Consider the following 24,088-nt stretch of genomic DNA (forward strand, 5'->3'; position numbering starts at 1 on the left):
CGAGGAGACCAGCCATGGATTTCGATGCCGTACTGATAGCGCCCCGCCGTGCCGCCAGCGTGGCGGCGGGCCACTGGCACGACCGCACCGTCAACGACTACCTTGCCGCCTGCGTGAGCGCCCGGCCAGACGCGCCGGCGCTGACGGCGGTAAGCCTGGACCGCGGCACCGTGACCCGCTTCACGTGGTCCGAGCTGGCCCGGATGGCCGACCGGGTGGCGGTGGGGCTGAGCCGCCTGGGCATCGGCGCGCAGGATGTCGTGTCCTGCCAGCTGCCCAATGGCTGGCACCTGACGGTGTTGTACCTGGCATGCGCGCGGCTGGGTGCGGTGCTCAACCCGCTGATGCCGATCTTCCGCGAGCGCGAGCTGTCGTTCATGCTGGCGCATGCGCAATGCAAGGTGGCGGTGGTGCCGCAGGCATTCCGGGGCTTCGGGCATGCGCAGATGGTGCGGGGTTTGCGCGAGGTCTTGCCGGCGCTGCGCCACGTCGTCGTCACGGGCGGCGATGGCGCGGACAGCTTCGACGCGTTGCTCAGCGGCCCGCGCTGGGAAGATGCGCCCGATGCCGCGAACATCCTGCTGCGCCGCCGCCCGGGCCCTGACGACGTCACGCAGTTGATCTACACCTCCGGCACCACCGGCGAGCCCAAGGGCGTGATGCATACGGCCAACACGCTGTACGCCAATATCGTTGCCTATGCCGGGCGGCTGCGCCTGAGCGGCGACGACGTGGTGCTGATGGCCTCGCCGATGGCGCACCAGACCGGCTTCATGTATGGGCTGCTGATGCCGGTGATGCTGGGCGCGCATGCGGTGCTGCAGGACATCTGGGACCCGGCGCGAGCGGCCGCGCTGATCCGCGAGCAAGGCGTGACCTTCACCATGGGATCGACGCCGTTCCTGACCGATCTTGCCCGCGTGGTGGCGGAGTCCGGCGTGCCCGTGCCGAGCCTTCGCACCTTCCTGTGCGCAGGCGCGCCAATCCCGGGTGCGCTGGTTGAGAGCGCGCGCCTGGCGCTGGGCGCCACGATCGTGTCCGCGTGGGGCATGTCGGAGAACGGCGCGGTCACCACCACACTGCCGGATGATCCCGAAGCGCGTGCTTCGACCACCGACGGCTGCCCGCTGCCGGGCGTGGCGGTGAGGGTGGTGGACGGCGCCGATGTGGACGTGCCCACCGGGGAGACCGGCCGCCTGCTGGTGCGGGCATGTTCCAACTTCGGTGGCTACCTGAGGCGGCCGCACCTGAACAGTACCGATGCCGACGGCTGGTTCGACACCGGCGACCTGGCGCGGCTGGATGCGCATGGCTACCTGCGCATCGCCGGGCGCAGCAAGGACGTGATCATCCGAGGCGGCGAGAACATCCCGGTGCTGGAAGTCGAGACCCTGCTGTACCGCCATCCCGCCGTGGCGCAGGTGGCCATCGTCGCCTATCCGGACGAGCGCCTGGGCGAGCGCGCCTGCGCCTTCGTCGTGCCCAGGGCAGGGCAGTCTTTCGACATGGCCGGCATGGTGGACTGGCTCAGGCAGCAGAAGATGGCGCTGCAGTACATCCCCGAGAAGCTGGTCGTCCGGGACGCGCTCCCGGCGACGCCTGCGGGGAAGATCCAGAAATTCCGGCTGCGCGAGCTGCTGCGCGGCGACCCGGCCTGAGCAGGCCGCGGCAGCCGTCCTTCGGGTCTGCCCCATGGATTTGGCTCGATCCGAAGAACGCAATTAACCGCCATGAAACATCCCCATCAGCAAACGCGCGAACGCGATAAGGCCCCCAGGAGGCGGGGTGTCCGTCGAGCACCGGGAACACCGGTGCTGTACTGGCGGAAAGTTTGCCTGCGCGCTATCGACCGACGCCTGTATGGCTGTGGCTATCCGGTGCCAGCCAGCGCCACATCCGGTGCCGCCACGCGTCCCGTTCCGGCGTGGTGGCACGCTTGCATCGTGTCACATGCAGGGACGCGGCCGTGACTGCATACAGCTCGATATGGCCTGCATCGGACAGCGTAAAGCACTCGCTTGCCGTCAGCGCCGTGTCCTTCGGGTCGCCATCGCGGATCAGCCACAGCTGGCCTTCGGTACAGCGCACGGCAACGCGTTCGCCAGCGCCGGCCACCAGCCGCAGCGAACTGCGGGCAGCCAGGGTGGCGGTCATGTCATTGCTCACCAGGAACATGATGGTCTCCAGGCTCAGTCCACGGCCAGGCCGGCGGGCGCGGCAAGCGCGCGCGCAGCAGCCTGCGGCCGGATGAAATCGATGATCTGGCCGATGACGGCGGGATCATGCAGGATGCGGCGGTGGCCAAGGCCGGTGGTGGTTTCCAGTCGCGCGCCGGGCCAGGCGCCGGCGATGGCGGCGCCGTCTTCCCAGCGCACTTCCTTGTCGTCGCGGTCATGGATCACCAGCGTCGGCGGGACCGGGCGGGTGCGGCCGACATCGGGTACGTTGAAGGCCGACCACGGCATGCCGAGCCAGCGCTCGCTCTGGCGTTGCATGCGTGCCAGGACCGCGGGGCCGGCACCCAGTTGCCAGGCCAGCGATGCGGACGCCGCACCCATGTCGGCCGGCGAGCCGACCAGGACCGCGGCGCTTGCCGGAAGGCCTTCACGCAGCGCCAGCGCGGTGGCCGCGCCGCCTAGCGAGTGCGCCACCACGGCATGGACCGGCCCCGCATGCCAGGCCGCCGCGAGCAGCGAGCGCGACATTTCCAGCACCGAGGTCTGCGCCGCGCCGCGCGCGCCGGCGTCGGACGCGCCGTGCGAAAGCGCGTCGAAGGCGACGACCCGCATGCCGGCAGCCAGCAGGCCATCGATCACCGCATGCCACTGCCCGGCATGGCCGCCCCAACCGTGGGCGAGCAGCACCACGGGTCCAGAGTTGCCCCAGCGGTAGACGCGCACGCGCCGGCTGGGGCCGTGGCCGGTGACCAGCGCCCAGTCGGCCCGCGCGCTGTCCAATGCGCGCCGTGCCGCCGACGTGGCTGCGGCACGCGGCGGGCTGAACCAGGCGCGTTCCAGCGCCCGCGCCGCGGCGCCGGGCGTCAGGGTGCTGCTGGCCTGCCAGCGCAGCCGTTGCCAGCCAGCCAGCGCGCGCTGCAGCGGACCTCCGTTGGCGGCTGCGGCGGCGCGCGCGGACTTGCCGGCAGCGGCGGGCGATGAGGAAACCGGGGAAGGAGAAGAGACTGCTTGCGTCACGACCTGCACCTCCAATGGATTCTGGATTGCGCGGCGTCATCGGGACCGGCGTGGCCGGCGGCGTCTCGCGCTGTTTTTAAGACCGACCAGTCGTGCTTTTTTCGATGCAAAAAAAGCCCGCCGGAGCGGTTTGCTGCCCGCCGGCAGGATGTGCCGGCGCCAATGTCCTGTGTGCCTCAGGGGTGGGGCGCGCCCTCGGCGGCACGCGCTACCAATGCCCCGAACGCGCGCCGCGCCATGATTTCCGCATCCTGGCGGCCCAGCAGCTTGAAAGACTGCTGGAAGGCCAGGCCGATGCCGGCGAGCTCGAAGGCGAACTGCCGCGGGTCGACATCCGGCCCGAAGTGGCCTTCTTCGATGGCATCGCCGACCACGCGCGCGATGGTGCTGTGCCAGTCCTTCAGCGACTGCACCACCAGGTCGCGGATCGAGCCCGGCCGGTCGCGGTATTCCTGGCCCAGCGCCGTAAACAGGCAGCGTCCCTGCGTCACCGTGCCGCCCAGCCATTCCAGGTATCCCTCGAACAGCGCCTGCAGCCGCGGCATCCCGCGCGGCTGGCGCATCGCCGGCCGTATCACGATCTCGCCGAAGCGCTCCACGGCCAGGTCCAGCACCGCCTGCTGCAGCATCTCCTTGGACTTGAAGTGCGCATACAGGCCGCTCTTCGACATATTGGCGTCGGCGGCCAGCGTGGCCAGCGACAACTGTTCGAAGCCGACCTTGGCGGCGGCATCCAGTGCCTGCTCGATGATGGCTTTGCGGGTGAGGTGTCCTTTCAGCATGGTGTTGAGAATAGCACGACCGGTCGGTTTGTCAACGAAACCGGATGCATGGTAGTTGCCCGGACTTGCGTTGTTGTGCACGGGAAGCCATAACGTCATTTAGCCTGGCATGTGACGTCAACGCAAATTGAGAAGGTTCGTTACTGTCAAGGCGGCACGACGATGTTGTGCACGATCCGGCTCTTGGGCGGCCGCCTCAAGGCCGGTGCCAGGGCAGGATGACGGACTTGCAAGAAATCTGCACAAAGTGTTTCCGCGGCTACATACGGAACGCTTTGCGTGCTCTATACTCGAATGCACGTCCGCGCACTTTTTTTCACTGGTGACTGGAGACCGACATGAACAGTACAGCCGTGCCAAGAGGCGCTAGCGAACCGTTCCGGCAACTGCGGGCGTTGCGTCGCGCGCGCAAGCTCAAGCAGGAGGACGTCGCCCGTAAAGCGGGGATTTCCCGGGAAGCCTACCTGCGGGCAGAGTCGGGTCAGGCCGACCCCCGCATGTCGACCTTCCTGGCCGCCTGCGAAGCGCTGGGCCTGGAAGTCGTGCTGGCCCCGCAGCATCTTGCCGCCGACGTCAACGCATTCATTGCCAGCCGCAACGGCGGTGTGACGGCCGCCTCCATGGCCGGCCAGCCCGCCGGCAGCGCGGCGGCACCTGCCGCAGCGGCGGCGTCCGGGGGCAGCTTCGGCTCCGGGACCGGCGAGGGCCACAAGCCGGTCTGATCCGGCCGCTGCCAGGCTGGCCGCGTCCCCACACGGGCCGGTCCGGCAGCAGGCCTCCAGGCCACCCAAGACAGCCGGCGCGGGCGTTCCGCCCCGCGCCGGTTGCTGTCGCCCGGAGAGCCGGTTCCGGCTTCGGGCGCCAATGACGCCGCAGGCCTGGCTGCCTGATCCGGCGCTTTCACACCTGTCCCCATTTCGCTGTTGACCTGAGTTGACGCTGTCGCGGGCTGTTTCCGGACACGCGCGGCAACCGCCTGCCCGGCTTTCTCCCGTTTCTCTGCTTTTCGGCCTACAACTGGCAATGCAAGCGACGCATGCCTCATGCGCATCGGCTGCAGTTTGACACGTCTCGCGCCGACTATTACGATATGGTAAATTCATTTCGCAATACGTAATTCAAGCGCCGTGCGGCCCGCGCAGCGCCAGATGGACCTTCCGGAAACGCTGACGACACCATGAACCTCACGCACACCCAGCTCGCCGAGCACGGCTATATGTCGGGCTTCGCCAATGAATTCGCCACTGAGGCACTGCCCGGGGCGCTGCCCGTGGGCAGGAACTCGCCGCAGCGAGCGCCTTATGGCCTGTATGCCGAGCAGTTGTCGGGTACGGCGTTCACCGCGCCGCGCGCGCACAACCGCCGCTCATGGCTGTACCGCATCCGCCCGGCGGCCATGCACAAGCCGTTCACGCAGATCGAGCAGTCGCGTTTCCTGAGCCGGTTCGACCAGGTGCCGCCGTCGCCCAACCAGATGCGCTGGAGCCCGCAGGCCATGCCGTCGGTGCCGACCGACTTTGTCGACGGCATCGTCACCATGGCCGGCAATGGCGGCCCCGAGGCCATGACCGGCTGCGGCATCCACCTGTACCTGGCCAACCAGTCGATGCAGGACCGCTTCTTCTACAACGCCGATGGCGAGATGCTGATCGTGCCGCAGCAGGGCCGCCTGCTGATGGTGACCGAGCTGGGCCGGCTGGAAGTGGAGCCGCAGGAGATCGTGGTGATCCCGCGTGGCGTGCGCTTCCGCGTGGAGTTGCCCGACGGCGAGGCGCGTGGCTATATCTGCGAGAACTACGGCGCGCTGTTCAAGCTGCCCGACCTGGGCGTGATCGGCTCCAACGGCCTGGCCAACCCGCGCGACTTCCTGTCGCCGGTGGCCGGCTATGAAGACCGCGAGGGTGATTTCGAGCTGGTGGCCAAGTTCCAGGGCAACCTGTGGCGTGCCGGGATCGGCCATTCGCCGCTGGACGTGGTGGCCTGGCACGGCAACTACGCGCCGTACAAGTACGACCTGCGCCGCTTCAACACCATCGGCTCGATCAGCTTCGACCATCCGGATCCGTCGATCTTCCTGGTGCTGCAGTCGCCGTCGGATACCCCCGGCGTGGACACCATCGACTTCGTCATCTTCGGGCCGCGCTGGCTGGCGATGCAGGACTCGTTCCGCCCGCCCTGGTTCCACCGCAATATCGCCAGCGAGTTCATGGGCCTGATCACCGGCGTCTACGACGCCAAGGCCGATGGCTTCGCGCCGGGCGGCGCCAGCCTGCACAACTGCATGAGCGGCCATGGCCCGGATGCGGAAACCTTCGAGAAGGCCAGCGCCGCCGACACCTCGAAGCCGCATCACATCGAAGACACGATGGCCTTCATGTTCGAGACGCCGGGCGTGATCCGCCCGACGCCGTATGCCGCGCAATCGGCCTCGCTGCAGCAGGACTACTACACGTGCTGGCAGGGCCTGAAGAAACACTTCAACCCGAACGCGCGCTGAACCCGGGCGCCTGGCCGCCCGCCCGGTTTTCTCCCCTCTCCCGCTTGCGGGAGAGAGGGGCCGGGGGAGAGGGCAGGCGCTCGTCAAGCATGACGCGTCACCGCACGCGACAAGTGCCACCAAAATTTCCGGAGTATCCCAATGACCGCCCCCCAAACCAGCTGGATCGCCACCGCCAACGACGGCCAGACCCATTTCCCGCTGCAGAACCTGCCGTATGGCGTGTTTTCCACCAAGGGCCAGGCGCCGCGCGCCGGCGTTGCCATCGGCGACCAGGTGCTGGATCTCGCCGCACTGGATGAAGCCGGCCTGCTGCCTGCCGCAGCCAGGGGCACCTTTGCCGCAGCCAGCCTGAACCGCTTTATCGCGCTGGGCAAGCCGGTCTGGAGCGAAACCCGCAAGCGCCTGACGGCGCTGCTGTCCGGCGATGACGCCGCGCTGCGCGACAACGCGGCACTGCGCGACAAGGCCCTGGTGCCGATGTCGGCCGCGACGCTGCACCTGCCGGTGGAGATCCCCGGCTACACCGACTTCTATTCGTCGAAGGAACACGCCACCAACGTCGGCCGCATGTTCCGCGACCCGGACAACGCGCTGCTGCCGAACTGGCTGGAAATCCCCATCGGCTACAACGGCCGCGCCAGCTCGGTGGTGGTGAGCGGCACGCCGCTGCATCGCCCCAACGGCCAGATCAAGCTGCCGAACGAGGCGCGCCCGGTGTTCAGCCCCTGCCGCAAGCTGGATTTCGAGCTGGAAATGGGCTTTATCGTCGGCAAGGAAACCGCGCTGGGCGAGCCGGTCAGCATTACCGCCGCGCCGGAGCACATGTTCGGCATGGTGCTGCTCAACGACTGGAGCGCGCGCGATATCCAGCAATGGGAATATGTGCCGCTGGGGCCGTTCAACAGCAAGGGCTTCGGCACCTCGATCTCGCCATGGGTGGTGACGATGGAAGCGCTCGAGCCGTTCCGCCGCGACAATCCCGAGCAATCGCCCCAGCCGCTGGCGTACCTGCAGCAGCAAGGCAAGAACGCCTACGACATCGCGCTGGAAGTCGCGCTGCAGCCGCAGGGCGCAGCCGCACCCAGCACCATCTGCCGCACCAACTTCAAGGCGATGTACTGGACCATGGCGCAGCAGCTGGCCCACCACACCGTGTCGGGCTGCAATGTGCGCGTGGGCGACCTGATGGGCTCGGGCACGATCAGCGGCACCACGCCGGACTCCTACGGCAGCATGCTCGAGCTGACCCGCAACGGCGCCGAGCCGGTGACGCTGGCCGATGGCAGCCGCCGCGGCTTCCTGGAGGATGGCGACGACGTGATCATGACCGGCTACTGCCAGGGTGAGGGCTACCGCGTCGGCTTCGGTGCGGTGTCGGGCAAGATCCTGCCCGCGCGCTGAAGCGCTTCAGCCGGCCGCGGCGGCGTCGAGGATGACCGCCGCGCGCCCTGACAGCAGCGGCCGGCCCGCGGCACTCACGGTGAATGCGTACAGCACGGTGGCAGCCTCGCCGCTGACGCGCTCCGCCGCCACTTCCAGCGGCGCCTCGATATCATCGAGCCGCTCCACATGCAGCACCAGCTTGCGCACGCTGGCCAGGTAGCCCAGGCGCGGGCGCTGCGCACCGTCTCCCTGCGCGGCTTCGGCCAGCAGGGCGCCGTGCACGGCCATCGCCTGTGCCGCATATTCGATCCCGCACACTGCCGCGAGCCGGTCCTGCGCGCGCAGCGGATTGTCCGCACACGTATGGGTCGTGGACGTACAGCGGACCGATGCCGCATCCCAGGCCAGCACACCGTCGAGCAGGCACATGCTGCCGTGATGCGGAATGCGCGCCGCGATCCAGTCGCGGTCCTTGACGAGTTCAGGCATCGGCCTGGCTGCCGAGGCTTTCCACCTCGGCTTCGATCTGCAGCGTGTCCAGATAATCCAGTACCACCGTACCAGTCTGGCCGCGGGCGATGGCCGCGAGCAGCGGCAGCACGCGCGCGGCCGGGGCTGAAGTGCGCAGCGCTTCCAGCGTGGCATCCGCCATCGCGGTAGCCGGCGCCTGCGTGAGCGCCACGCCGATGCGTGCGAGCGAGCGCGCCGTTTGCCCGGGCGTGACCAGCAAGGCCACGCCGAAAGGGTTGGGGATCGGGCGATGGCTGTGCAGCGGCTCAGGATAGCCGGTGTCGTAGGCGATCAGCAGGCAGGGCTCTGCATCGGCGGCGGCTTGCAGCGCGCATTCCAGCAGGCCCGCGCCAAGGCTGCCGTCCATCGCGCACAGCACGTTGGAGGTGCGCATCGCGCCCGCGGCGATCGACCAGTAGCCGGCGGGCGCGTTGTGCACGGAGTTGTGGAAGCGCGTGGGCGACATCAGCGGATCGGCTTGCGCCAGCGCTTCGCAGATCGCGTGGAAGTTGTGGCCGTCGCTGCTGGACGATGTAAAGATCGTGGGCAGTTGCGCGGCATTGCAGTCGCTGCCTGCCACCGCCTGCTGGCCCACGTCCAGCGCCAGCCGCACGGTCGGGCCGGTGCGGCGGCGTTCGGCCGGGGGCAGGCCGGCGGGCAGCGGCAGTTCAGTGGGCGCATGCGCGTATGGCGTGCGCCCGGCGAGGACTTCGCTGGCCTGCTGCCAGCCAGTCAGGCCGGGGCCGAGCAGGCCGATGCTTTCGATGAATACGTGCTGTGGCATGGCGCTGGCTCAGTGAGAAACCGCGTCCGCACGGGCGAACAGCAGGCTGCAGTTGGATCCGCCGAAGCCGAACGCATTGCTCATCGCAAAGCGCAGCGCTGCGTCGCGGTTGGCGAGCTGGTAGTTCACGTCCAGCGCCGGGTCCACCTGCGTGGTGTTGATGCCGGCAGGCACAAAGCCGTGGCGCAGCGCCAGTGCGCAGATCACGGCCTCGAGCGCACCGGCTGCGCCCAGCGCGTGCCCGGTGGCGCCCTTGGTGGAACTGCACGGTGTGTCCGGCAGTACCGCGGCCATGGCCAGGGCTTCGGCGGCGTCGTTGCTGCGCGTGGCGGTGCCATGCAGGTTGACGTAGCCGACCCGAGCCGGGGCGATGCCCGCGCTGGCCAGTGCCTGTGCCATCGCCATGCGCGCGCCCAGCCCCTGCGGATGTGGCGTCGACATATGGTGCGCGTCGCTCGATTCGCCGATGCCGGCCAGCAGGATGGCATCGTCCTGCGGCGTGCCGTTCACGCGTTCGAGCAGGCCGAAGGCCGCCCCCTCGCCGATCGAGATGCCGTTGCGCGCCACGTCGTAGGGGCGGCAGGGCTGCCGGGACAGCAGTTCCAGCGCATTGAAGCCGTACAGCGTGGTGTGGCACAGCGAGTCGACGCCGCCGACCACGGCCGCATCGATCAGCCCCGCCTCCAGCATGCGCCGTGCCGAGCTGAATACCTTGGCACCGGACGAACAGGCCGACGACACCGCCGCCGCCGGTCCGCTCAGGCCCAGGGACTGGCGCAGGAACGCCGGCAGCGAATAGGGATTGTGGGTGCCGCCGTAATGGAAGCCCGGCGGCAACGCACCGCTGGCGGGGTCGCGCTGGCGGTATCCCAGTTCGGTCTGCAGCACGCCCGCGGTGCTGGTGCCCAGAAAGACGCCGATGCGGTGGGCGCCGTAGCGCGCCGCGGCTTCGCGCACGCGGGCGGCAAAGCCGTCCTGGTCCAGCGCCAGCTGCGCCAGCCGGTTATTGCGGCAGTCGAACTCGGCCAGTGCGGCTGGCAGGGCCACGGCGTCGAGGCCTGGCACTTCACCGACGAAGGTGTCGAGCGCGGCGTCACTGAAGCGGCAGGGCGCCAGGCCGCCTCGCTGCGCGCGCAGCGCCGACAGGGTGGCGTCGGTACCGGCGCCAAGGCAGCTGGTGGCCGTGAAATGCGAGAACAGGAGCGGAGACACGGCTTGGATTGGGCGGATGGAAGGAGTTTCAGAAGGCAGTGCCAATTGTAACAAGCGGCTGGCGCCTCAGACCGGGGGCACGGCCGAGCGCAGCGTCACGCAGCGCAGGCCGGCCCGCTCGATGGCGGCAAGCAGCCCTGGCAGCACGGTGATGCAGTGCGGATTGCCGGCCGCATCCAGGCCGGGATTGCCATCATGCAGCAGCAGGATGTCGCGCCCGGCAAGCTTGCCGGCAAGGCGCTGCGCCACGCGCGCGGCGTTGTCGCCGCTGCGGGTATCAAAGCCGCGCCGGGTCCAGGCAGCCAGCCGCAGGCCGAGCCGGCACAGGACCGGCTCCAGGAACGGATTGCGCAGCCCGGCCGGGGCGCGGAAGAAGCGCGGTGCCTGGCCGGCGAGATCCGCCAGCAGCTGCTGGGCGGCAGCGATATCGCGCTGCATGTGCCGGGGCCCGAAGAGCGAGAAGTGCAGCCGGTGGTACATGCTGTGGTTTTCCACGGCGTGGCCGCGGCGGACGATCTCGCGCACCAGTTCAGGATGCGCCGCGGCGCGTTGGCCGACGCAGAAGAAGGTCGCGCGCGCGCCGTGCTGGTCCAGCATGTCGAGCACACGCGGTGTCACGGCCGGGTTGGGGCCATCGTCGAAGGTCAGAGCCACGCAGTCGTGGGCCGGTGGCGGCAGGCGCAGCAGGTTGGGGCCGAGCCAGTTGCTGCGCGGCCACAGGCCGGCGGCACACATTGCCGCATGGGTGGCGCCGATGCCGGCCAGCGCCACACCCATGCTCTCGGGGTAGGCGAGCATCGCGCCGGCGGCGCCCACGTGCACGGCGGCGGCGCCGCAAAGCAGCGGGCTGGGCCGCCAGGGGCGGCGCTTGGCAGCGTCGGGCAAGGTGACACCCGGTGCGGGTAACGGATTCATGTTGCACTCCCGGCTTTCCCTGGCGCCGCCAGGGGCGCGAGGATTGCCGAAAACCACAGGGCCAGCACGGCACCGGGGCCGACGGTCAGGCCGAACGCCTTCAGCAGCGGCAGGCTCGACAGCGCCAGCAGGCCAAAGGCGGCAACCGTGGTCAGGTTGGCCAGCAGCAGGGACACCAGTGTGTGCGGTGAAGCGCCCGCCCCCTGGCTGCCCGCCGTGGGGCCATTGAAGAATAGCGCGTAGTTGGAGCCCACCGCCACCAGCAGCAGCAGGCCCACCAGGTGCAGCAGCGTGAGCGGCTGGCCGAGCGCGGCCAGCCCGCCCAGTACCACCACTGCCGCGGCAGCCAGCGGCAGCACCGTGGCCAGCACGCGCCGCGGCGAGCGCAGCGCCACGGCCAGCAGGGCGATGATCGCCAGCAGGCCGGCCAGAGACAGCAGCAGGGCTTCGCGCAGGTAGCCGGTGTAGAGGCGGTCAGATTCGCCTTTAAGGTCAACGAACAGCGTATCGGTCACGCCGGCCCGCTTGATGGCGGCGCGCACCGCATCGCTGTCGACACCGTCGGCCGCGCTGGCGCTGCCCGGCGTGTGGACGGGCGCGCGCAGCGGCAGGGTGGCGCTCCAGCGGCCGTCGCGCTGCGCCAGCAGCGCATCGACGGCCAGTGCCATGGTGGTGCCGCGCAGGTCCTCGCGCCGCAGCAGCGCGCCGGTGCGCGCCGCCTCGGCCTGCGTCAGGAACGGGGCGAACAGCGACGCCCGCACCGGCTGCGTGGCAATGGCGGCCTGCAGGCGCCGCGCCAGCACGTCGGGCGGTGGCAGGCTGGCCTGGCGCTCGCGCTGGGTCGCCGCGCTGGGCAGGTAGCGCGCCGGGCTCTCGTAGCCGCCGATGAAGTTCTGCGCCACCAGCGGGTCCAGTTCGTGCGACACGCGCTCCGCGCCCTGCAGCACGGACTCCTGGTCCGGCCCGGACAGTACCACCAGGAAGCGCACGTCGGGTGCGCCCAGGTCTTCGCGCAGCGAAGCGTCGAGTGCCTGGTCGCTGGCCGACACCGGGCTCAGCGCCTGCAGCTCGCGCCCCCACAGCGTGCCGCGGTGCATGGCCAGCACGGTGCAGGCCGCCACCACCAGCAGCGCCACCAGCCAGCGCAGCCGGTGCGCGCGCGCCGCCAGCCACTGCAGCTTGCGGCCCAGCGGCGCCACGTCGCGCAGGTGCAGCGTGGCCGGCACCAGTTGCGGCAGCACGAAGCGCGTCACCAGCGCCGCGGCCGCCAGCCCCGAGATCGAATACAAGCCCAGCTGCGCCAGCCCTGGAAAGCCCGACAGCAGCAGCGAGGCAAAGCCGCACACCGAAGTCAGCACGCCCAGGCGCACCGTGGGCCAGAAGCCACCCAGCCAGGCGCGTTCGTCGCGCCGGCCGTTGCGCGTGTATTGCGCGGACTGCACGAACAGGTAGATCGAATAGTCGACCGCCTCGCCGATCAGCGTGGTGCCGAAGCCCAGCGTCAGCCCGTGCACCGAGCCGCCAAAACCCAGGCTGACCGCGGCGATGCCCGCCAGCGCTCCGCTGAGCACGGGCACCAGCCCAAGCACCAGCAGCGGCAGCGAGCGGTAGATCACCAGCAGCAGCGTGACGATGATGGCCAGGCCGATGGTCGACAGGCGCTCGACATCATGCCGGATGGTGTCGCGTGCATTGACCGAGAACACGCCGGGGCCCGTCATCACCAGCATGTAAGGGCCGGCTGCCGCAGCCCTGGCAAACGCTTCGCGCACGGCGTCCATGGCCTGCGCCTGGGCATCGGTATCGGCGCCGGCGCTGGCCGTCTGCGCCAGCAACACCGCGCGCCTGCCATCGCGCGAGGCCCAGGCGCCCGCGTGCATCGGCACGCGCTGCCCGGCATCGAGCTGCGCCATCATCGCCGCCACTTCACCGGTGGGGTCGCGCGGCAGCAATGACTTGGTGAAGAGCCCGGCGGATGACGCCAGCAGTTCGAACGATTCGTTCACCGCCTGGGCCAGGCCGCGTTCACTGAAGCGCTCTGGTGTGACCTCGGGACTCAGCAGGTAGCGATGCGCGAAGACGTAGTCCCGGTCGGCCCCCTGGTTGACCGGTTCGCCGTTCTGGATCGCGGTGAAACGCCGGTCGCCGCGCAGCTGTGCCGCCATCGCGCGCGAAACCGCGGCGCGGCCGTCGGCATTGCCGCCCTCGATTCCCACCAGGATCAGGCGCGATACCAGCCCGTCGCGCAACTGGCTCACCAGCAGTTGCTGTTCGGCGCTGGGCAGCCGCGGCAGGAAGGCGGAGAGGTCGGCGGTGAAGGTGGTGCGGCTGATCACGGCGGCGCACGCAAGCAGGGCGAAGACCCAGAGCGCCAGTGCCAGGCGGCGCGGTGCTGCGCTCATCGGCTGCCGGCCGGTCGGATCTTCATCACCGAGCGGTCGCCGTCGGCCTGCCGGATCTCGACCTGGTCCAGCGCGTCCTGCCTGCCGTCGATGCGCACCTGGCTGACGGCCGCGGCCATGCGCGAGTCCGCCGGCGTCAGCGTCAGGGTCCAGCGGCTGGCGCGGCCCTCCAGGCCAAGCTTGTAGTAGCGCTCCAGCGTATCGCGGTTGCCCGCCAGCGTGCCGCGGATGCTTTCGATAAAGGCCGCGATTTCAGGGTAGTTCTGCAGCGGCATGGTGTAGCGCTTGCCGTCGCGCTCGACCGTCAGCATGTCGCCGTCGAGCACCAGGCTTTCGGCCTTGGGCGACAGCGTGCGCTTTTCCAGGTGGTCGGGCGCCGTGAACCGCAGTTCGCCCGACGACTGCACCGGCTTGTCGAGGATCGCCAGGTACTTGGTTTCGGTGAACAGCACGCGCCCTGACTTGCGTTGCGCCAGCGTGGACATCAGCTGGTCGACGCCGAACGCGGCAGTGCCGGCGGGCGCTGCGGCGCCGGACGGCGTCGCGAGCGCAAGCGTGGCGCTTGCCAGCAGCATCGACAGCAGAGAGCGGAAGGGGCGCGCGGAAAGAAGCATCAATGGCAGCTCACGGGTTAGGGCTCGTTCCCCGGCGGCGGCTGCTCGGACAGCGGCGGGCCGGCATGCCAGAAGTCGTAGAAGTTGAACCAGTTGTACGGGGCACTGCGGCAGAACCGCTCCAGCAGCCGCACGTAATCCGACAGCGCGGTCTGCACCGCCGCTTCGCGCTGGCCGCGCGCGGTCTCCGAGAAGTCCGCCAGCGGGACGAAGTGGACATCGTAGCGGTTGCCGCCGCGGTACAGGCCGGTGATGAAGAACACCGGCCGGCGCAGCATCGCCGCCATGCGCAGCGGGCCGGTGGGGAAGCCGGTCGGCGTGCCGAGGAAGCTGCACTGCTGCACCGGGTCGGTGGCGCGCTGCGACAGCGTGCGGTCGGCCAGCATGCCGATCATGTAGCCCCGGTCAAGGTAGTCGCGCACCCGCAGCATGGTGTCGAAGCGGCCCAGCGCGATCACGTCCTGGCGCATTGCCGGGTTGATCGACTGCAGCACGTCGTTGAGCTTGTGCGCGTTCTCCTCGTACATGGTGATCGCGACTTCCATGTCCGGATGGCGCCGCCCGAGCGCGCGCACCACCTCGAAGCTGCCCAGGTGCGCACCCAGCAGGATGGCCCCGCGCCCGCGCGCCATCGCGGCTTCCAGCTGCCCTTCGCCGTGCAGGCGGATATCGAACAGGTCGAAGCGGCCGTTGAGCAGGTAGATGCGGTCGTGGATGGTCGAAGCAAACGTGAACACATGCCGGTACCCGTCGCTCCAGGTGGCCCTGCGTCCGAGCGCGCGGTCCATGTACGCCCGCGACGCATGGCGCGCCGCCGGCGCGAACAGCATGAAGTAGGCCGCGATCCCCCGCAGCACCACGCGCCCGGCGGGGCGTCCGAGCGCCAGCGAGATCCAGGTCATGATGCGCAGCAGGGTAATGTTGCCGCGCTCCTTGCGGCGGGACCATTCGGTGTCCAGCGGCGCCTGCCGCCGCCACAGCCAGCTCAGCATGGCGATGCCTCCGCCTGCGGCGTGGTGCCGCGTACCTGCAGCGTGCCGCTGGCAACATCGCGCCCGGCGCTGCGCAGCGTGAAGCGGATGGTCTCGCCGCCATCGGCTGCAGCATCGGCCTGGTGCACGATCTCCACGCGCTCGCCCGGGCGCACCGGGCTCAGGAACTTGAGCATGCCGGCCTGCGTGACCGCGAGCGGGCGGCCCAGGGCCGCACCGAGTGCAAGCACGGCATGGTCCAGCAGCACCACGCCCGGCACGATGGGATGGCCCGGGAAGTGGCCGGCGATGGCAGGATGGCTGGCGTCGATGACAAAGCCCGGCCCTGGCATGCAATCACCGGGTTGCCCGGCGGCAAGCCTTGCGACCAGCGCTGCCAGCGCTTCGCGCGGCAGCTTGCCGGCGGCATTGCGCGGCAGGCCGTCGGCAAAGTACAGCGGCCGCGGCATGAAGGCAGGATCGATCCGCGCGCGCAGTGCCTGCTGCAGCTGGGCGGGCGCAATGCCTGGCGCGACCACCACCGCAACCAGCCGCACCACGTGGCCATGCGTATCGCCTTCGTGGGCGTCGGCGGGCATGAAGAAGGCGCCGTCGCGCACGCCGTCGATGGCCGTGAGCTGGTGGTTCAGGTAACCCAGCGAGGTGCGCTTGCCGGCGATATTGAGCATATCGGCCTTGCGGCCATGGAGCATGAACCGTTCGTCATCGAGCTGGGCGATGGCGTCGCCCAGCGGCACCGGGTGTTCGATATGGCCGCCTTCGGCCCAGGTTTCGGTATCGTCGCCGGCGGCATTCGGGCGCGCTTGCAGCCGTACGCCGGGCACCAGCGTCCAGGCATCGGTCCGGGCGGTGCGGCGCGTGGCGAGCTGGCCGGTCTCGGTGCTGCCGTAGATCTCGCACAGCGGGGCGCGGAACAGCGCTTCGGTCTCGGTTGCGAGCTGGCGGCCGAGCGGCGCCGTGGCGCACAGCACCAGGTCCGCAGCGGGCATTGCCCGGTCTGACTGCACCAGGGTGCGCAGGTGCACGGGCGAGCTGACCAGCGCACGCGGGGCCGGCACCGAAGCCAGCGCATCGCTGACATCGGCCGGATAGAAGGCTGGCGCCGCCACCAGGGCCGCGCGGCCCTGCAGTGCCAGCATGACCGTGGCTTCCAGCCCGAACATATGCTGCGGCGGCACCGTGCCCACCAGCGTCCAGGCACGCCCGTCGAGCAGGCCAAGCCGTTGCGCCGCCGCGCGCGCGCAGCGTGCCATCGCGCCCCAGGTCTTGCGATGCGGCACCGGCGTGCCGGTCGAGCCCGAGGTGAACACGTAGGCCATGACCTGCGCCGCTGGAATCCGGGGAATGTCGGCCGGGCCATTCGATGTCGCGCCGGCCAGGCCGTCGTGATAGTGGACGGCCGGCATACTGAATGCCGCATCGGGCTGGTCGTGCAGGCAGAAGGCGTCTGGCGCGAAGGCAAGCAGCTGGCGCACCATCTCGGGCGTGTGCGACGGCGGCAGCAGCGTGGCCTTGCCCGCCAGCAGCGCCGCGCACAGGCCGACGGTGAAGCGGTAGCGGTCGGTGCAGGCGTTGAACACATGGCCACCGGCCGGCAGCGCGGCGGTCAGGCTGGCCGCATCGGCCAGGAACTGCCGCACGGTGACGGGCCGCCCGTGCGCCCAGGCGATGATGTCTTCGGGCGAGGCGTGCGCGACGATGGGGAGCGTGGTCATGGAACGGAGCCGGGTTGCGCCGCGTCAGCGCGGCAAGCCGGGCCGGCCCGCGCGCGCAGCCATGACGGCGCGGTAGCCATGCACCGCGTCCAGCAGGCCGCCATGGTGCATGCCAGGAAAGGCGATGCGGCGGCACACGGCCTCGCCCAGGAACATCAGGGCGATCAGCAGCGGCGTGGCAAGGTTGGCAAAGCTGGACCAGGTCGCGATCGGGGCGAGCACGAACAGCAGCGTGGACACGCCTGCCGTCGCGGCAAAGAACAGCGTCCAGGCCTGGGTCACGCGCACGGTGTAGCGCGTGTGTGCCGCGCACAGCGGGCCATGGATCGCCGTTGCGATCTGGGTGCACAGCGGGGTCTTGCCGCGGCGCAGGCTCAGCGCAAACATCGCGCCCAGCGCGGCATTGATGCCTGCGTGCTGCAGGTAATAGGTCCAGCCAAAATGCCCGGCCAGCGGCGCGCGCCAGATCCACAGCGCGGCGCAGGCCGCCAGCAGGCCAACCAGGGCGGGGGTACGCCCCACCGCCCGGCGGCAGGCCAGGAAGCCGATCAGCAGGAACGGGGCCGCGCCCAGAAACAGCGCGGCCACCTCCGCACCCGGCTGGTGCGCCGCGCGATGCAAGGCGGATTCGTAGACGACAAAGCCAGCGATTGCGCCAATCCAGCCATGGCGCCGTCCCAGCTGGACGGCTGCGTCCTGCCGGGCGGGTACTGGCGGCGCGGCGGGCAGGGAGGGGCGGTCAAAAGGCTGGCTCGAAGGCATTTGGGGAGTTCTTGTGTGTTGCGTAAGTCGCTTGGACCGGGCGCCTGGTTCCGCACATCGCCTAGAATGGCGGTCGCGAGGCACGCGAAGCGAACGCTTTATACCCTAAAAGACCCTCCGGACGCGATGATGATTCCCGAAAGGGGGTGTTGATGTTGTTACTAAACTTCTCTCAACTGGCTCGGAATTGCCCCGTTTGATAGCATCGGGTGCCCGACGCGCGCACCGGGACAACCTTCCCGGACGTGTGCCGCAGCGGCTTTCCAGCCAGGCGTTCCAGCCATTCAGCAACATGACCGAACTCGAAACCGAACTTGCCCGCCTGATCATCGACGAACTCGACATCGCCGAATTGCGGCTGGAGGACGTCAATGCCGCCACGCCGCTCTATGGCGACGGCTTTGGCCTGGACTCCATCGACATCCTCGAGATCGCCCTGCTGGTATCGCGCAAGTATGGCGTGGAACTGCGCTCGGACAATCCCGACAACAAGACCATCTTTGCCTCGCTGGGCAGCCTGGCCGCTTACCTGGCGGAACAACGCACGCGCTAGCCGCCACGCTCCCCCGCACTCTCACTCTCGTCAGCCAGGACAGGAGCACGATATGCCGCAGCAAGCCACGCCCGCGCCGGCGCTGGTGAACGGCCGTACCGCGCCTTCCGCCACACACCTGGTGCTGATCCCCAGCTACAACCCGGGCGTGCGCCTGCACGAGGTGCTGCGCGCCGCCCGTGCCGCCTGGACGCCGGTGTGGGTGGTGGTCGACGGCAGCACCGACGGCAGCGAGCAGTGGCTGCAGGCACAGGCGGCCACCGACCCCGGACTGCGCGTGCTGGTGCTGCCGCGCAACCAGGGCAAGGGCGCTGCGGTGCTGCATGGCATCGATGCGGCCGCCGCGGCGGGCTTTACGCATGTGCTGGCGATGGATTCCGACGGCCAGCATCCGGCCCACCTGATCCCGCAATTCATGGCGGTATCGCAGCGCGAGCCTGAGGCGATGGTGCTGGGTCGGCCGGTGTTCGACGCCAGCGCGCCGCGCGAACGGGTTTACTGGCGCCGCATGTCCAACTTCTGGGTCGACGTGGAGACGCTGTGGGCGGGCATCGGCGATTCGCTCTACGGCTTCCGCGTCTACCCGATTGCGCCGCTGCGCGCGGTCATGCAGGAAAGCCGCTGGATGCGGCGTTTCGACTTTGATCCGGAAGTCGCCGTGCGCCTGTGCTGGCGTGGCGTGCGGCCTGTCAACGTCGACGCGCCGGTGCGCTATTTCAGCCGGCGCGAGGGTGGGGTATCGCATTTCCGCTATCTGCGCGACAACCTGCTGCTGACGGGGATGCACCTGCGGCTGCTGGCCGGGTTCGTGTTGCGGCTGCCGATGCTGGTGTTGCGGCGCTTGCGGCGGCCGCCTGACGGCACCTCGACAAGGCACACGGCGTAGTGTCCTGTTCCGCAAATGCCTTGCCATGAAATCGCCCAGTTGGCCGCCATGCGTCGTTGCTCGTCGTTGCCATAGCTATGGCTATGGCGCCTCCTCGCGCCTAGCCTGACGACCAACTGGACGATTTCATTCTGGCAAGTCATCTACGGAACAGGACACCAGGCACAAATCAGAAAAGGAACAAGGCCGCGCGAAGCGGCCTTGCTCATTGAGGGCCCGGGGGCGGCCTACTTGCCCAGCTCGTGGCCAACCACACCGCCCACCACGGCGCCGCCGATGGTCCCTGCCGTGCTGCCGTGGGTCAGCTCATGCCCGGCCACACCGCCAGCCACTGCGCCTGTCGCCGTACAGCCGGCCAGCGCCATGCTTGCGCTTGCCAGAAGCGCACCTGCGAGTTTCCACATGTTGGTCTCCTGCCTGGTTGCCGGGCCGGCCGCGAGCAACCGGCCCTCATGCGTCAAGCTTAGGCATGTGACCGTCCGCGGCCTTTCCGGGAAGCGCCGATTACACGGTAGGAATCGGACGACAGCAGGTGACGAGGCAGCGCCTTCAGGCGTCCTTGCCGTGCTGGCGCAGGCGCTTGATCAGCGATGAGGTGTCGGCGCGGCCACAGCCCATCTGCTGGAGGTCGGCGTAGAACTGGTCTACCAGCGCGGTGACCGGCAGGCCGGCGCCGTTGCGGCGAGCCTCGTCCAGGCACAGGCCCAGGTCCTTGCGCATCCAGTCCACCGCGAAGCCGAAGTCGAACTTGTTGTCGATCATGGTGGGCCCGCGGTTCTCGAGCTGCCAGGAGCCGGCCGCGCCCTTGCTGATCACGTCCAGCACCAGGCGCATGTCCAGTCCGGCGCGCTCGCCGAAAGCGATGGCCTCGGACAGGCCCTGGATCAGGCCGGCGATGCTGATCTGGTTGACCATCTTGGCCAGTTGGCCGGCACCGGATTCGCCGATGCGGGTCACGGCGCGCGCGTACGCGGCAATGACCGGCTCGGCGCGCGCATAGGCCTCGGCATCGCCGCCGCACATGATGGTCAGGATGCCTTTTTCCGCGCCGACTTCGCCGCCGGACACCGGGCCGTCGATAAAGTGCAGGCCGCGTTCGCCGGCGGCGGCGCAGAGCTCGCGCGCGACATTGGCGCTGGCAGTGGTGTGATCGACAAAGATGCAGCCGCTGGGTGCGCTGAAGAAGGCGCCGTCATGCCCGGTCAGCACCGAGCGCAGGTCGTCGTCGTTGCCCACGCAGGAGCAGACCACCTGTGCATCGCGCACGGCCTGCGCCGGGGTAGGCGCGGACTTGCCGCCGAACTGCCCGACCCAGGCCTGCGCCTTGGCGGCGGTACGGTTATACACCGTGACCTCGTGGCCCTTGGCTGCGAGGTGGCCGGCCATATGGAAACCCATGACGCCCAGTCCGAGGAATGCGACACGCATGCTGCTGCTCCGTTGCTTGATTATGTTCGGGATCGGTGAGGCGCGGCCCTGTTGGCATGGCGTCCACCCGGGACTGCATGGGCGGAGCGGCGGGCCGCGTCCGGTTCCGGGAGTATACGGGGGCGGCGCGGGCGTTGGACAGATACAGAGGGGCGCAGAATGGTGCGTGACAGCATGACGTTGGCGGCACAAATACCCGCTACATCGCGAAAACAGAAATACCCATGTCATGGCTGGTTGGGCGGCATTGTCTGGGGCATGTCAACGGCCGGGCTCATGCCCGCCGTCTGTATTCGCATCGCCTGCCTGATCGTGCTCGGTATCGGCATCATGGCGGCCGTCTCGCGTACCCGCACCAAAGCCCCTTCGTGAAGGCCGCGGGTCCGGCGCCGTGGCCGGACAGTCATTGCCCCCGGTGACGCCGCGCAGCGGCGGACGGGCCAGGCTGGCTTGCCAGGCCTGCTGGATCACCTGGGCGATCTGGTTGAACGCTTCCTTTGAAATCACGGCCTCCTCGCGCATGGTTTCCAGCGACAGGCGGCCCCTGCGCAAGGCGAACAGCATCAGCAGCCGCCTTTCCAGCGCCACGGTGTAGTCGCCGAACCTGGCACGCATCTCGGCCAGTCCCGCCTCGGCGGCCCGGGTGCGGTCTTCGAGCACCCCGTCGAGCACCGTCGCCATGCGCGCACCGAACACTGGCGTGAGCATCGAGCGGTTGTAGCGGCGCAGCCGGTCCAGCACGGTCTGGCGGCAGATCAGCAATTCGAAGCGGTCGGCCAGGGCGCGGGCGAGCGGCCGGTCGATCCCCAACCGGCGATGCAGGAACAGCGCCACCTTGAAGCTGGGGTGATAGTCCAGGATATGCCGCGCGGCCCGGTTATAGCCGATGCGGCCCTGTTCGCGCGCCGCGTCGATCATCTGCGTGGTGTTGCGCATCATCGCGTCCAGGTTGGCCACCGAGATCACGCCGTCGCCATACTCGGGGATCAGTTCGCGCTCGCGCGTGGCCAGCGTGACCAGGCCGATGGTCAGGCGGTCGCGCTCCGACAAGGCAGTATTGAAGTCAAACTCCGCCGAGCCCAGTTCGATGCCGTGCCGGTACTTCTGCGCGGCGTCGCGCGCGGCGGCCGGGGGCAGGTCGAACGAGTCGGCCACGCGTGCGAGCATGGCTTCGACTTCCTCGGTGGAAAGGCGGATCGCCTGCTGCTGCAGCGCGCGCTCCTGCGGCGAAAGCTGGTCCAGGCCGAGCCGGTGGATCAGGCCGCGCAGCGTGGTGCCGTTGAGCAGCAGGCTGACCAGCACGAAGCCGGTGGCCAGGATGGCGACGAAATGTCGTGCTTCGTAGGGCAGGTCGCTGTTCTCGGCGATGCCCAGCGCCAGTACCAGCGTGACCGCGCCGCGCAGCCCGCCCCAGGCGATCGCCAGCTTGAAGGCGCCGTTGATGGGCGCGCTCAGCCGCAGCCAGGACAGCAGCGGCAGCAGGCCGAACAGCGTCACCAGTCGCGCTGCCAGCGCTGCGATCACCAGGGTCAGCAGCAGCCAGGCATGATGCCTGGTCACGCCCGCCAGCATCGACGGCACGCGCACCGCGGCCAGCAAGAACACCACGGCCCCGGCGATGCCCGCAAACTGTTCCCAGATCATGCGCAGGTGGCGCCAGTTTGGCGGGGTCAGGCGGGTGGGGCCCAGTGCGCTGACCATCAGGCCCGCGCACACCACCGCGACGACGCCGGACACCCCCAGCAGTTGCTCGGCCAGCAGGTAGAGCGGGTAGGGCAGCGCCAGCGTCAGCGCGCTTTCGGCCATGGCCAGGCCGGCCAGGCGGGGCAGCAGGTCGGAGACCAGCCGTCCGGCCAGCACGCCGCACAGCACGCCGCCGATGAACGACCAGGCCAGTTCGCGCAGGCCCGCCGCCAGCGTGGCCTGCGCGCCATGCCCGGTCAGCATTGCCACCAGCACGCCGACAATGGCGATGGCCGCGGCGTCGTTGAGCAGGCTCTCGCCTTCGACCAGCCGGATCAGCCGGGCCGGCGCGCCCACGTCGCGGAAGATCGCGATCACCGCGGCCGGGTCGGTGGTGGCCACCACCGCGCCCAGCAGCAGGCAGACCGCCAGCGGCAGGCCGCTGGCGGCCGCCGTGGCCACGCCGATCATGCCGGTTGCCACCACCACGGCAACCACCGCCAGCAGCAGGATCGGTGCTGCGTCGGGCAGCATGCTGCGCACGTCCGCCGTCAGTGCCGCGTGGAACAGCAGTGGCGGCAGGAAGATCCACAGGTAGGCCTCGGGCGGCAGCGCGGGGTCGATCAGCGGATGCAGGAAATGGCGGGCAAATTCCGGGTGGGCGGCGTCGATCGCCACGTAGCCCGCGCCGATGGCGATGCCGATGGCCGACAGCAGGGTGGACTCGGGCAACACCAGCCGCGCGGCGGCCACCTGCACCACGGCGACGATGGCCAGCAGCGCGCCGGCCAGGATCAGGATGTCGACGATGATGCTCATGCGCCGGCCTCCGTGTCGGCGGTGGCGCGCACTGGCGGGCTTGCCAGTTGCATGCGCACCGCGGCGGCCAGTTCGGCGGCCGCCGGCGACAGGCTGCGGTTGCGCGAGGTCACCAGCCCGATCGAGCGCTCGGTGACCGGGTCCGTCAGCAGCCGCTCGACAATGCCGGGCTGGCGTACGGTGCCGGCGGCGATCTCCGGCAGCGCGGCCACGCCGAAGCCGCATTCGACCATGGCCGCGATGGTGGCCAGACGTTCGGCCTCGAACACCGGCTGGAAGCGGATGCGGTTCTGCAGGAAGGCCCACTCCGCATACTGGCGCACGCTGCTTGGATGCGTCATCGACACATGCGCCGCGCCGGCGGTATCCGCCCAGCGCAGTGGCCCGGCGCTGCGCGCCATCGGGTGCGCCGAGGGGATCAGCAGCACAAAGCGGTCCGACAGCAGCGGCTCATACTGCAGGTCCGCCTGCTGGGGGTCGGCGGCGGTCAGCGCGAAATCCACCTCGCCGGCGCGCACCAGGTCGAACGCCGGGCCGGACAAGGTATCGAACACCTTCAACGCCACTTCCGGGCGCGCCTGATGGTAGGCCATCAGCACGCGCGGCAGCATGCGCGCCGCCAGCGAGGGCAGCGCCGCCACGGCGACCTGGCCGCGCTCGGCGCTGGCAATGCCGGTCACGGCGTCGATGGCGCCGCGGAACGCGGCCTGCAGCAGGACGGCCTGCTGCATGAAGACCCGGCCCGCCGCGGTCAGGCGTACCGTGCGGGTGGTGCGGTCAAACAGGCGCACGCCGAGGGATTCCTCGATGCGCAGGATCTGCGTGGACAGGGCGGATTGCGACAGGTGCAGCTGGCTGGCGGCCTGGCGGAAGTTCAGCGTGCGGCCAAGCACCAGCGTGGTTTCGACGTCGCGCATCGACAAGTTGATTTTCATGGGCGGCAGCGGGCCGGCG

22 protein-coding genes are annotated in these 24,088 nt (G+C 69.5%); 6 read left to right on the forward strand and 16 right to left on the reverse strand.

The window, feature by feature from the left end; translation table 11 throughout:
- The first annotated feature begins 14 nt into the window (after positions 1-14).
- Complete coding sequence (aliA, locus tag ACZ5MJ_RS30520) at positions 15-1,658, forward strand: cyclohexanecarboxylate-CoA ligase (RefSeq protein ID WP_464224748.1); 1,644 nt, start codon at positions 15-17, stop codon at positions 1,656-1,658.
- Positions 1,659-1,842: 184 nt separating this feature from the next.
- On the opposite strand, the gene ACZ5MJ_RS30525 is transcribed toward aliA, so the two are convergent.
- The 3 genes from ACZ5MJ_RS30525 to ACZ5MJ_RS30535 all read right to left on the reverse strand — a co-directional run bounded on the left by ACZ5MJ_RS30525 (position 1,843) and on the right by ACZ5MJ_RS30535 (position 3,976).
- The gene (locus ACZ5MJ_RS30525; RefSeq protein ID WP_464224750.1) at positions 1,843-2,175 is read right to left on the reverse strand and encodes a DUF2917 domain-containing protein; all 333 of its coding nucleotides are present in this window, start codon (positions 2,173-2,175) and stop codon (positions 1,843-1,845) included.
- A gap of 14 nt (positions 2,176-2,189) precedes the next feature.
- On the reverse strand, positions 2,190-3,194 hold the full coding sequence (locus ACZ5MJ_RS30530; RefSeq protein ID WP_464224751.1) for an alpha/beta fold hydrolase: 1,005 nt from the start codon (positions 3,192-3,194) through the stop codon (positions 2,190-2,192).
- A 176-nt stretch (positions 3,195-3,370) separates the two neighbouring features.
- Positions 3,371-3,976, reverse strand: a complete 606-nt coding sequence (locus ACZ5MJ_RS30535) for a TetR/AcrR family transcriptional regulator (RefSeq protein ID WP_464224752.1) — start codon at positions 3,974-3,976, stop codon at positions 3,371-3,373.
- 338 nt (positions 3,977-4,314) lie between these two features.
- On the opposite strand from ACZ5MJ_RS30535, the gene ACZ5MJ_RS30540 reads away from it, so the two are divergent.
- From ACZ5MJ_RS30540 to fahA, 3 genes are all read left to right on the forward strand, one after another.
- On the forward strand, positions 4,315-4,698 hold the full coding sequence (locus ACZ5MJ_RS30540) for a helix-turn-helix domain-containing protein (protein ID WP_464224753.1): 384 nt from the start codon (positions 4,315-4,317) through the stop codon (positions 4,696-4,698).
- Between the two features lie 455 nt (positions 4,699-5,153).
- Complete coding sequence (gene hmgA, locus ACZ5MJ_RS30545; RefSeq protein WP_464224754.1) at positions 5,154-6,473, forward strand: homogentisate 1,2-dioxygenase; 1,320 nt, start codon at positions 5,154-5,156, stop codon at positions 6,471-6,473.
- A 141-nt stretch (positions 6,474-6,614) separates the two neighbouring features.
- Positions 6,615-7,877, forward strand: a complete 1,263-nt coding sequence (gene fahA, locus ACZ5MJ_RS30550) for a fumarylacetoacetase (RefSeq protein ID WP_464224755.1) — start codon at positions 6,615-6,617, stop codon at positions 7,875-7,877.
- Positions 7,878-7,883: 6 nt separating this feature from the next.
- Here the strand turns inward: fahA and ACZ5MJ_RS30555 are convergent, their stop codons facing one another.
- The 9 genes from ACZ5MJ_RS30555 to ACZ5MJ_RS30595 form a co-directional block, all read right to left on the reverse strand.
- Positions 7,884-8,348 carry a hotdog family protein gene (locus ACZ5MJ_RS30555; protein ID WP_464224756.1) on the reverse strand — a complete coding sequence of 155 codons (465 nt, stop codon included), beginning with the start codon at positions 8,346-8,348 and terminating at the stop codon, positions 7,884-7,886.
- A complete protein-coding gene (locus ACZ5MJ_RS30560) occupies positions 8,341-9,153 on the reverse strand; it encodes a beta-ketoacyl synthase chain length factor (protein WP_464224757.1) in 813 nt (270 codons plus the stop codon). Before ACZ5MJ_RS30560 ends, ACZ5MJ_RS30555 begins: the two co-directional genes overlap by 8 nt.
- A 9-nt stretch (positions 9,154-9,162) precedes the next feature.
- Positions 9,163-10,365, reverse strand: a complete 1,203-nt coding sequence (locus ACZ5MJ_RS30565) for a beta-ketoacyl-[acyl-carrier-protein] synthase family protein (protein WP_464224758.1) — start codon at positions 10,363-10,365, stop codon at positions 9,163-9,165.
- Positions 10,366-10,431: 66 nt separating this feature from the next.
- Complete coding sequence (locus ACZ5MJ_RS30570; protein ID WP_464224760.1) at positions 10,432-11,280, reverse strand: polysaccharide deacetylase family protein; 849 nt, start codon at positions 11,278-11,280, stop codon at positions 10,432-10,434.
- Positions 11,277-13,682: an MMPL family transporter gene (locus tag ACZ5MJ_RS30575; protein WP_464224761.1), complete on the reverse strand. Its 2,406-nt coding sequence runs from the start codon at positions 13,680-13,682 to the stop codon at positions 11,277-11,279. Before ACZ5MJ_RS30575 ends, ACZ5MJ_RS30570 begins: the two co-directional genes overlap by 4 nt.
- The gene (locus ACZ5MJ_RS30580) at positions 13,679-14,296 is read right to left on the reverse strand and encodes a LolA-related protein (protein WP_464226653.1); all 618 of its coding nucleotides are present in this window, start codon (positions 14,294-14,296) and stop codon (positions 13,679-13,681) included. Before ACZ5MJ_RS30580 ends, ACZ5MJ_RS30575 begins: the two co-directional genes overlap by 4 nt.
- Before the next feature lie 17 nt (positions 14,297-14,313).
- A complete protein-coding gene (locus ACZ5MJ_RS30585; protein ID WP_464224763.1) occupies positions 14,314-15,288 on the reverse strand; it encodes an LpxL/LpxP family acyltransferase in 975 nt (324 codons plus the stop codon).
- The gene (locus tag ACZ5MJ_RS30590) at positions 15,282-17,003 is read right to left on the reverse strand and encodes an AMP-binding protein (RefSeq protein WP_464224764.1); all 1,722 of its coding nucleotides are present in this window, start codon (positions 17,001-17,003) and stop codon (positions 15,282-15,284) included. The genes ACZ5MJ_RS30585 and ACZ5MJ_RS30590 overlap by 7 nt, the downstream gene beginning before the upstream one ends.
- A 24-nt stretch (positions 17,004-17,027) precedes the next feature.
- Positions 17,028-17,765, reverse strand: coding sequence for a COG4648 family protein (locus ACZ5MJ_RS30595; RefSeq protein WP_464224765.1), 738 nt, complete (start codon positions 17,763-17,765; stop codon positions 17,028-17,030).
- A gap of 292 nt (positions 17,766-18,057) precedes the next feature.
- Here ACZ5MJ_RS30595 and ACZ5MJ_RS30600 point away from each other — a divergent pair, with 292 nt between their 5' ends.
- Both ACZ5MJ_RS30600 and ACZ5MJ_RS30605 read left to right on the forward strand, forming a co-directional pair.
- Positions 18,058-18,318, forward strand: a complete 261-nt coding sequence (locus ACZ5MJ_RS30600) for a phosphopantetheine-binding protein (RefSeq protein ID WP_078200395.1) — start codon at positions 18,058-18,060, stop codon at positions 18,316-18,318.
- A gap of 52 nt (positions 18,319-18,370) precedes the next feature.
- Positions 18,371-19,204: a glycosyltransferase family 2 protein gene (locus ACZ5MJ_RS30605; RefSeq protein WP_464224766.1), complete on the forward strand. Its 834-nt coding sequence runs from the start codon at positions 18,371-18,373 to the stop codon at positions 19,202-19,204.
- Between the two features lie 227 nt (positions 19,205-19,431).
- On the opposite strand, the gene ACZ5MJ_RS30610 is transcribed toward ACZ5MJ_RS30605, so the two are convergent.
- The 4 genes from ACZ5MJ_RS30610 to ACZ5MJ_RS30625 all read right to left on the reverse strand — a co-directional run bounded on the left by ACZ5MJ_RS30610 (position 19,432) and on the right by ACZ5MJ_RS30625 (position 24,069).
- The gene (locus ACZ5MJ_RS30610) at positions 19,432-19,608 is read right to left on the reverse strand and encodes a glycine zipper 2TM domain-containing protein (RefSeq protein ID WP_115214560.1); all 177 of its coding nucleotides are present in this window, start codon (positions 19,606-19,608) and stop codon (positions 19,432-19,434) included.
- A 145-nt stretch (positions 19,609-19,753) separates the two neighbouring features.
- Positions 19,754-20,632: an NAD(P)-dependent oxidoreductase gene (locus ACZ5MJ_RS30615; protein WP_464224767.1), complete on the reverse strand. Its 879-nt coding sequence runs from the start codon at positions 20,630-20,632 to the stop codon at positions 19,754-19,756.
- Positions 20,633-20,893: 261 nt separating this feature from the next.
- Positions 20,894-23,134, reverse strand: coding sequence for a cation:proton antiporter (locus ACZ5MJ_RS30620; protein WP_464224768.1), 2,241 nt, complete (start codon positions 23,132-23,134; stop codon positions 20,894-20,896).
- Complete coding sequence (locus tag ACZ5MJ_RS30625) at positions 23,131-24,069, reverse strand: LysR substrate-binding domain-containing protein (protein ID WP_464224769.1); 939 nt, start codon at positions 24,067-24,069, stop codon at positions 23,131-23,133. The genes ACZ5MJ_RS30620 and ACZ5MJ_RS30625 overlap by 4 nt, the downstream gene beginning before the upstream one ends.
- Positions 24,070-24,088 lie beyond the last annotated feature (19 nt).

It is taken from the genome of Cupriavidus sp. LA-1, from assembly GCF_055385985.1.

Coding starts and splice junctions, on each gene's coding strand:
- ACZ5MJ_RS30585 (WP_464224763.1), bottom strand. CDS start 15,288: ATGCTGAGCTGGCTGTGGCGGCGGCAGGCGCCGCTGGACACCGAATGG.
- ACZ5MJ_RS30600 (WP_078200395.1), top strand. CDS start 18,058: ATGACCGAACTCGAAACCGAACTTGCCCGCCTGATCATCGACGAACTC.
- fahA (WP_464224755.1), top strand. CDS start 6,615: ATGACCGCCCCCCAAACCAGCTGGATCGCCACCGCCAACGACGGCCAG.
- ACZ5MJ_RS30625 (WP_464224769.1), bottom strand. CDS start 24,069: ATGAAAATCAACTTGTCGATGCGCGACGTCGAAACCACGCTGGTGCTT.
- ACZ5MJ_RS30560 (WP_464224757.1), bottom strand. CDS start 9,153: ATGCCACAGCACGTATTCATCGAAAGCATCGGCCTGCTCGGCCCCGGC.
- ACZ5MJ_RS30595 (WP_464224765.1), bottom strand. CDS start 17,765: ATGCCTTCGAGCCAGCCTTTTGACCGCCCCTCCCTGCCCGCCGCGCCG.
- ACZ5MJ_RS30610 (WP_115214560.1), bottom strand. CDS start 19,608: ATGTGGAAACTCGCAGGTGCGCTTCTGGCAAGCGCAAGCATGGCGCTG.
- ACZ5MJ_RS30525 (WP_464224750.1), bottom strand. CDS start 2,175: ATGTTCCTGGTGAGCAATGACATGACCGCCACCCTGGCTGCCCGCAGT.
- ACZ5MJ_RS30570 (WP_464224760.1), bottom strand. CDS start 11,280: ATGAATCCGTTACCCGCACCGGGTGTCACCTTGCCCGACGCTGCCAAG.
- ACZ5MJ_RS30590 (WP_464224764.1), bottom strand. CDS start 17,003: ATGACCACGCTCCCCATCGTCGCGCACGCCTCGCCCGAAGACATCATC.
- ACZ5MJ_RS30540 (WP_464224753.1), top strand. CDS start 4,315: ATGAACAGTACAGCCGTGCCAAGAGGCGCTAGCGAACCGTTCCGGCAA.
- ACZ5MJ_RS30535 (WP_464224752.1), bottom strand. CDS start 3,976: ATGCTGAAAGGACACCTCACCCGCAAAGCCATCATCGAGCAGGCACTG.
- hmgA (WP_464224754.1), top strand. CDS start 5,154: ATGAACCTCACGCACACCCAGCTCGCCGAGCACGGCTATATGTCGGGC.
- ACZ5MJ_RS30605 (WP_464224766.1), top strand. CDS start 18,371: ATGCCGCAGCAAGCCACGCCCGCGCCGGCGCTGGTGAACGGCCGTACC.
- ACZ5MJ_RS30620 (WP_464224768.1), bottom strand. CDS start 23,134: ATGAGCATCATCGTCGACATCCTGATCCTGGCCGGCGCGCTGCTGGCC.
- ACZ5MJ_RS30580 (WP_464226653.1), bottom strand. CDS start 14,296: ATGCTTCTTTCCGCGCGCCCCTTCCGCTCTCTGCTGTCGATGCTGCTG.
- aliA (WP_464224748.1), top strand. CDS start 15: ATGGATTTCGATGCCGTACTGATAGCGCCCCGCCGTGCCGCCAGCGTG.
- ACZ5MJ_RS30615 (WP_464224767.1), bottom strand. CDS start 20,632: ATGCGTGTCGCATTCCTCGGACTGGGCGTCATGGGTTTCCATATGGCC.
- ACZ5MJ_RS30555 (WP_464224756.1), bottom strand. CDS start 8,348: ATGCCTGAACTCGTCAAGGACCGCGACTGGATCGCGGCGCGCATTCCG.
- ACZ5MJ_RS30575 (WP_464224761.1), bottom strand. CDS start 13,682: ATGAGCGCAGCACCGCGCCGCCTGGCACTGGCGCTCTGGGTCTTCGCC.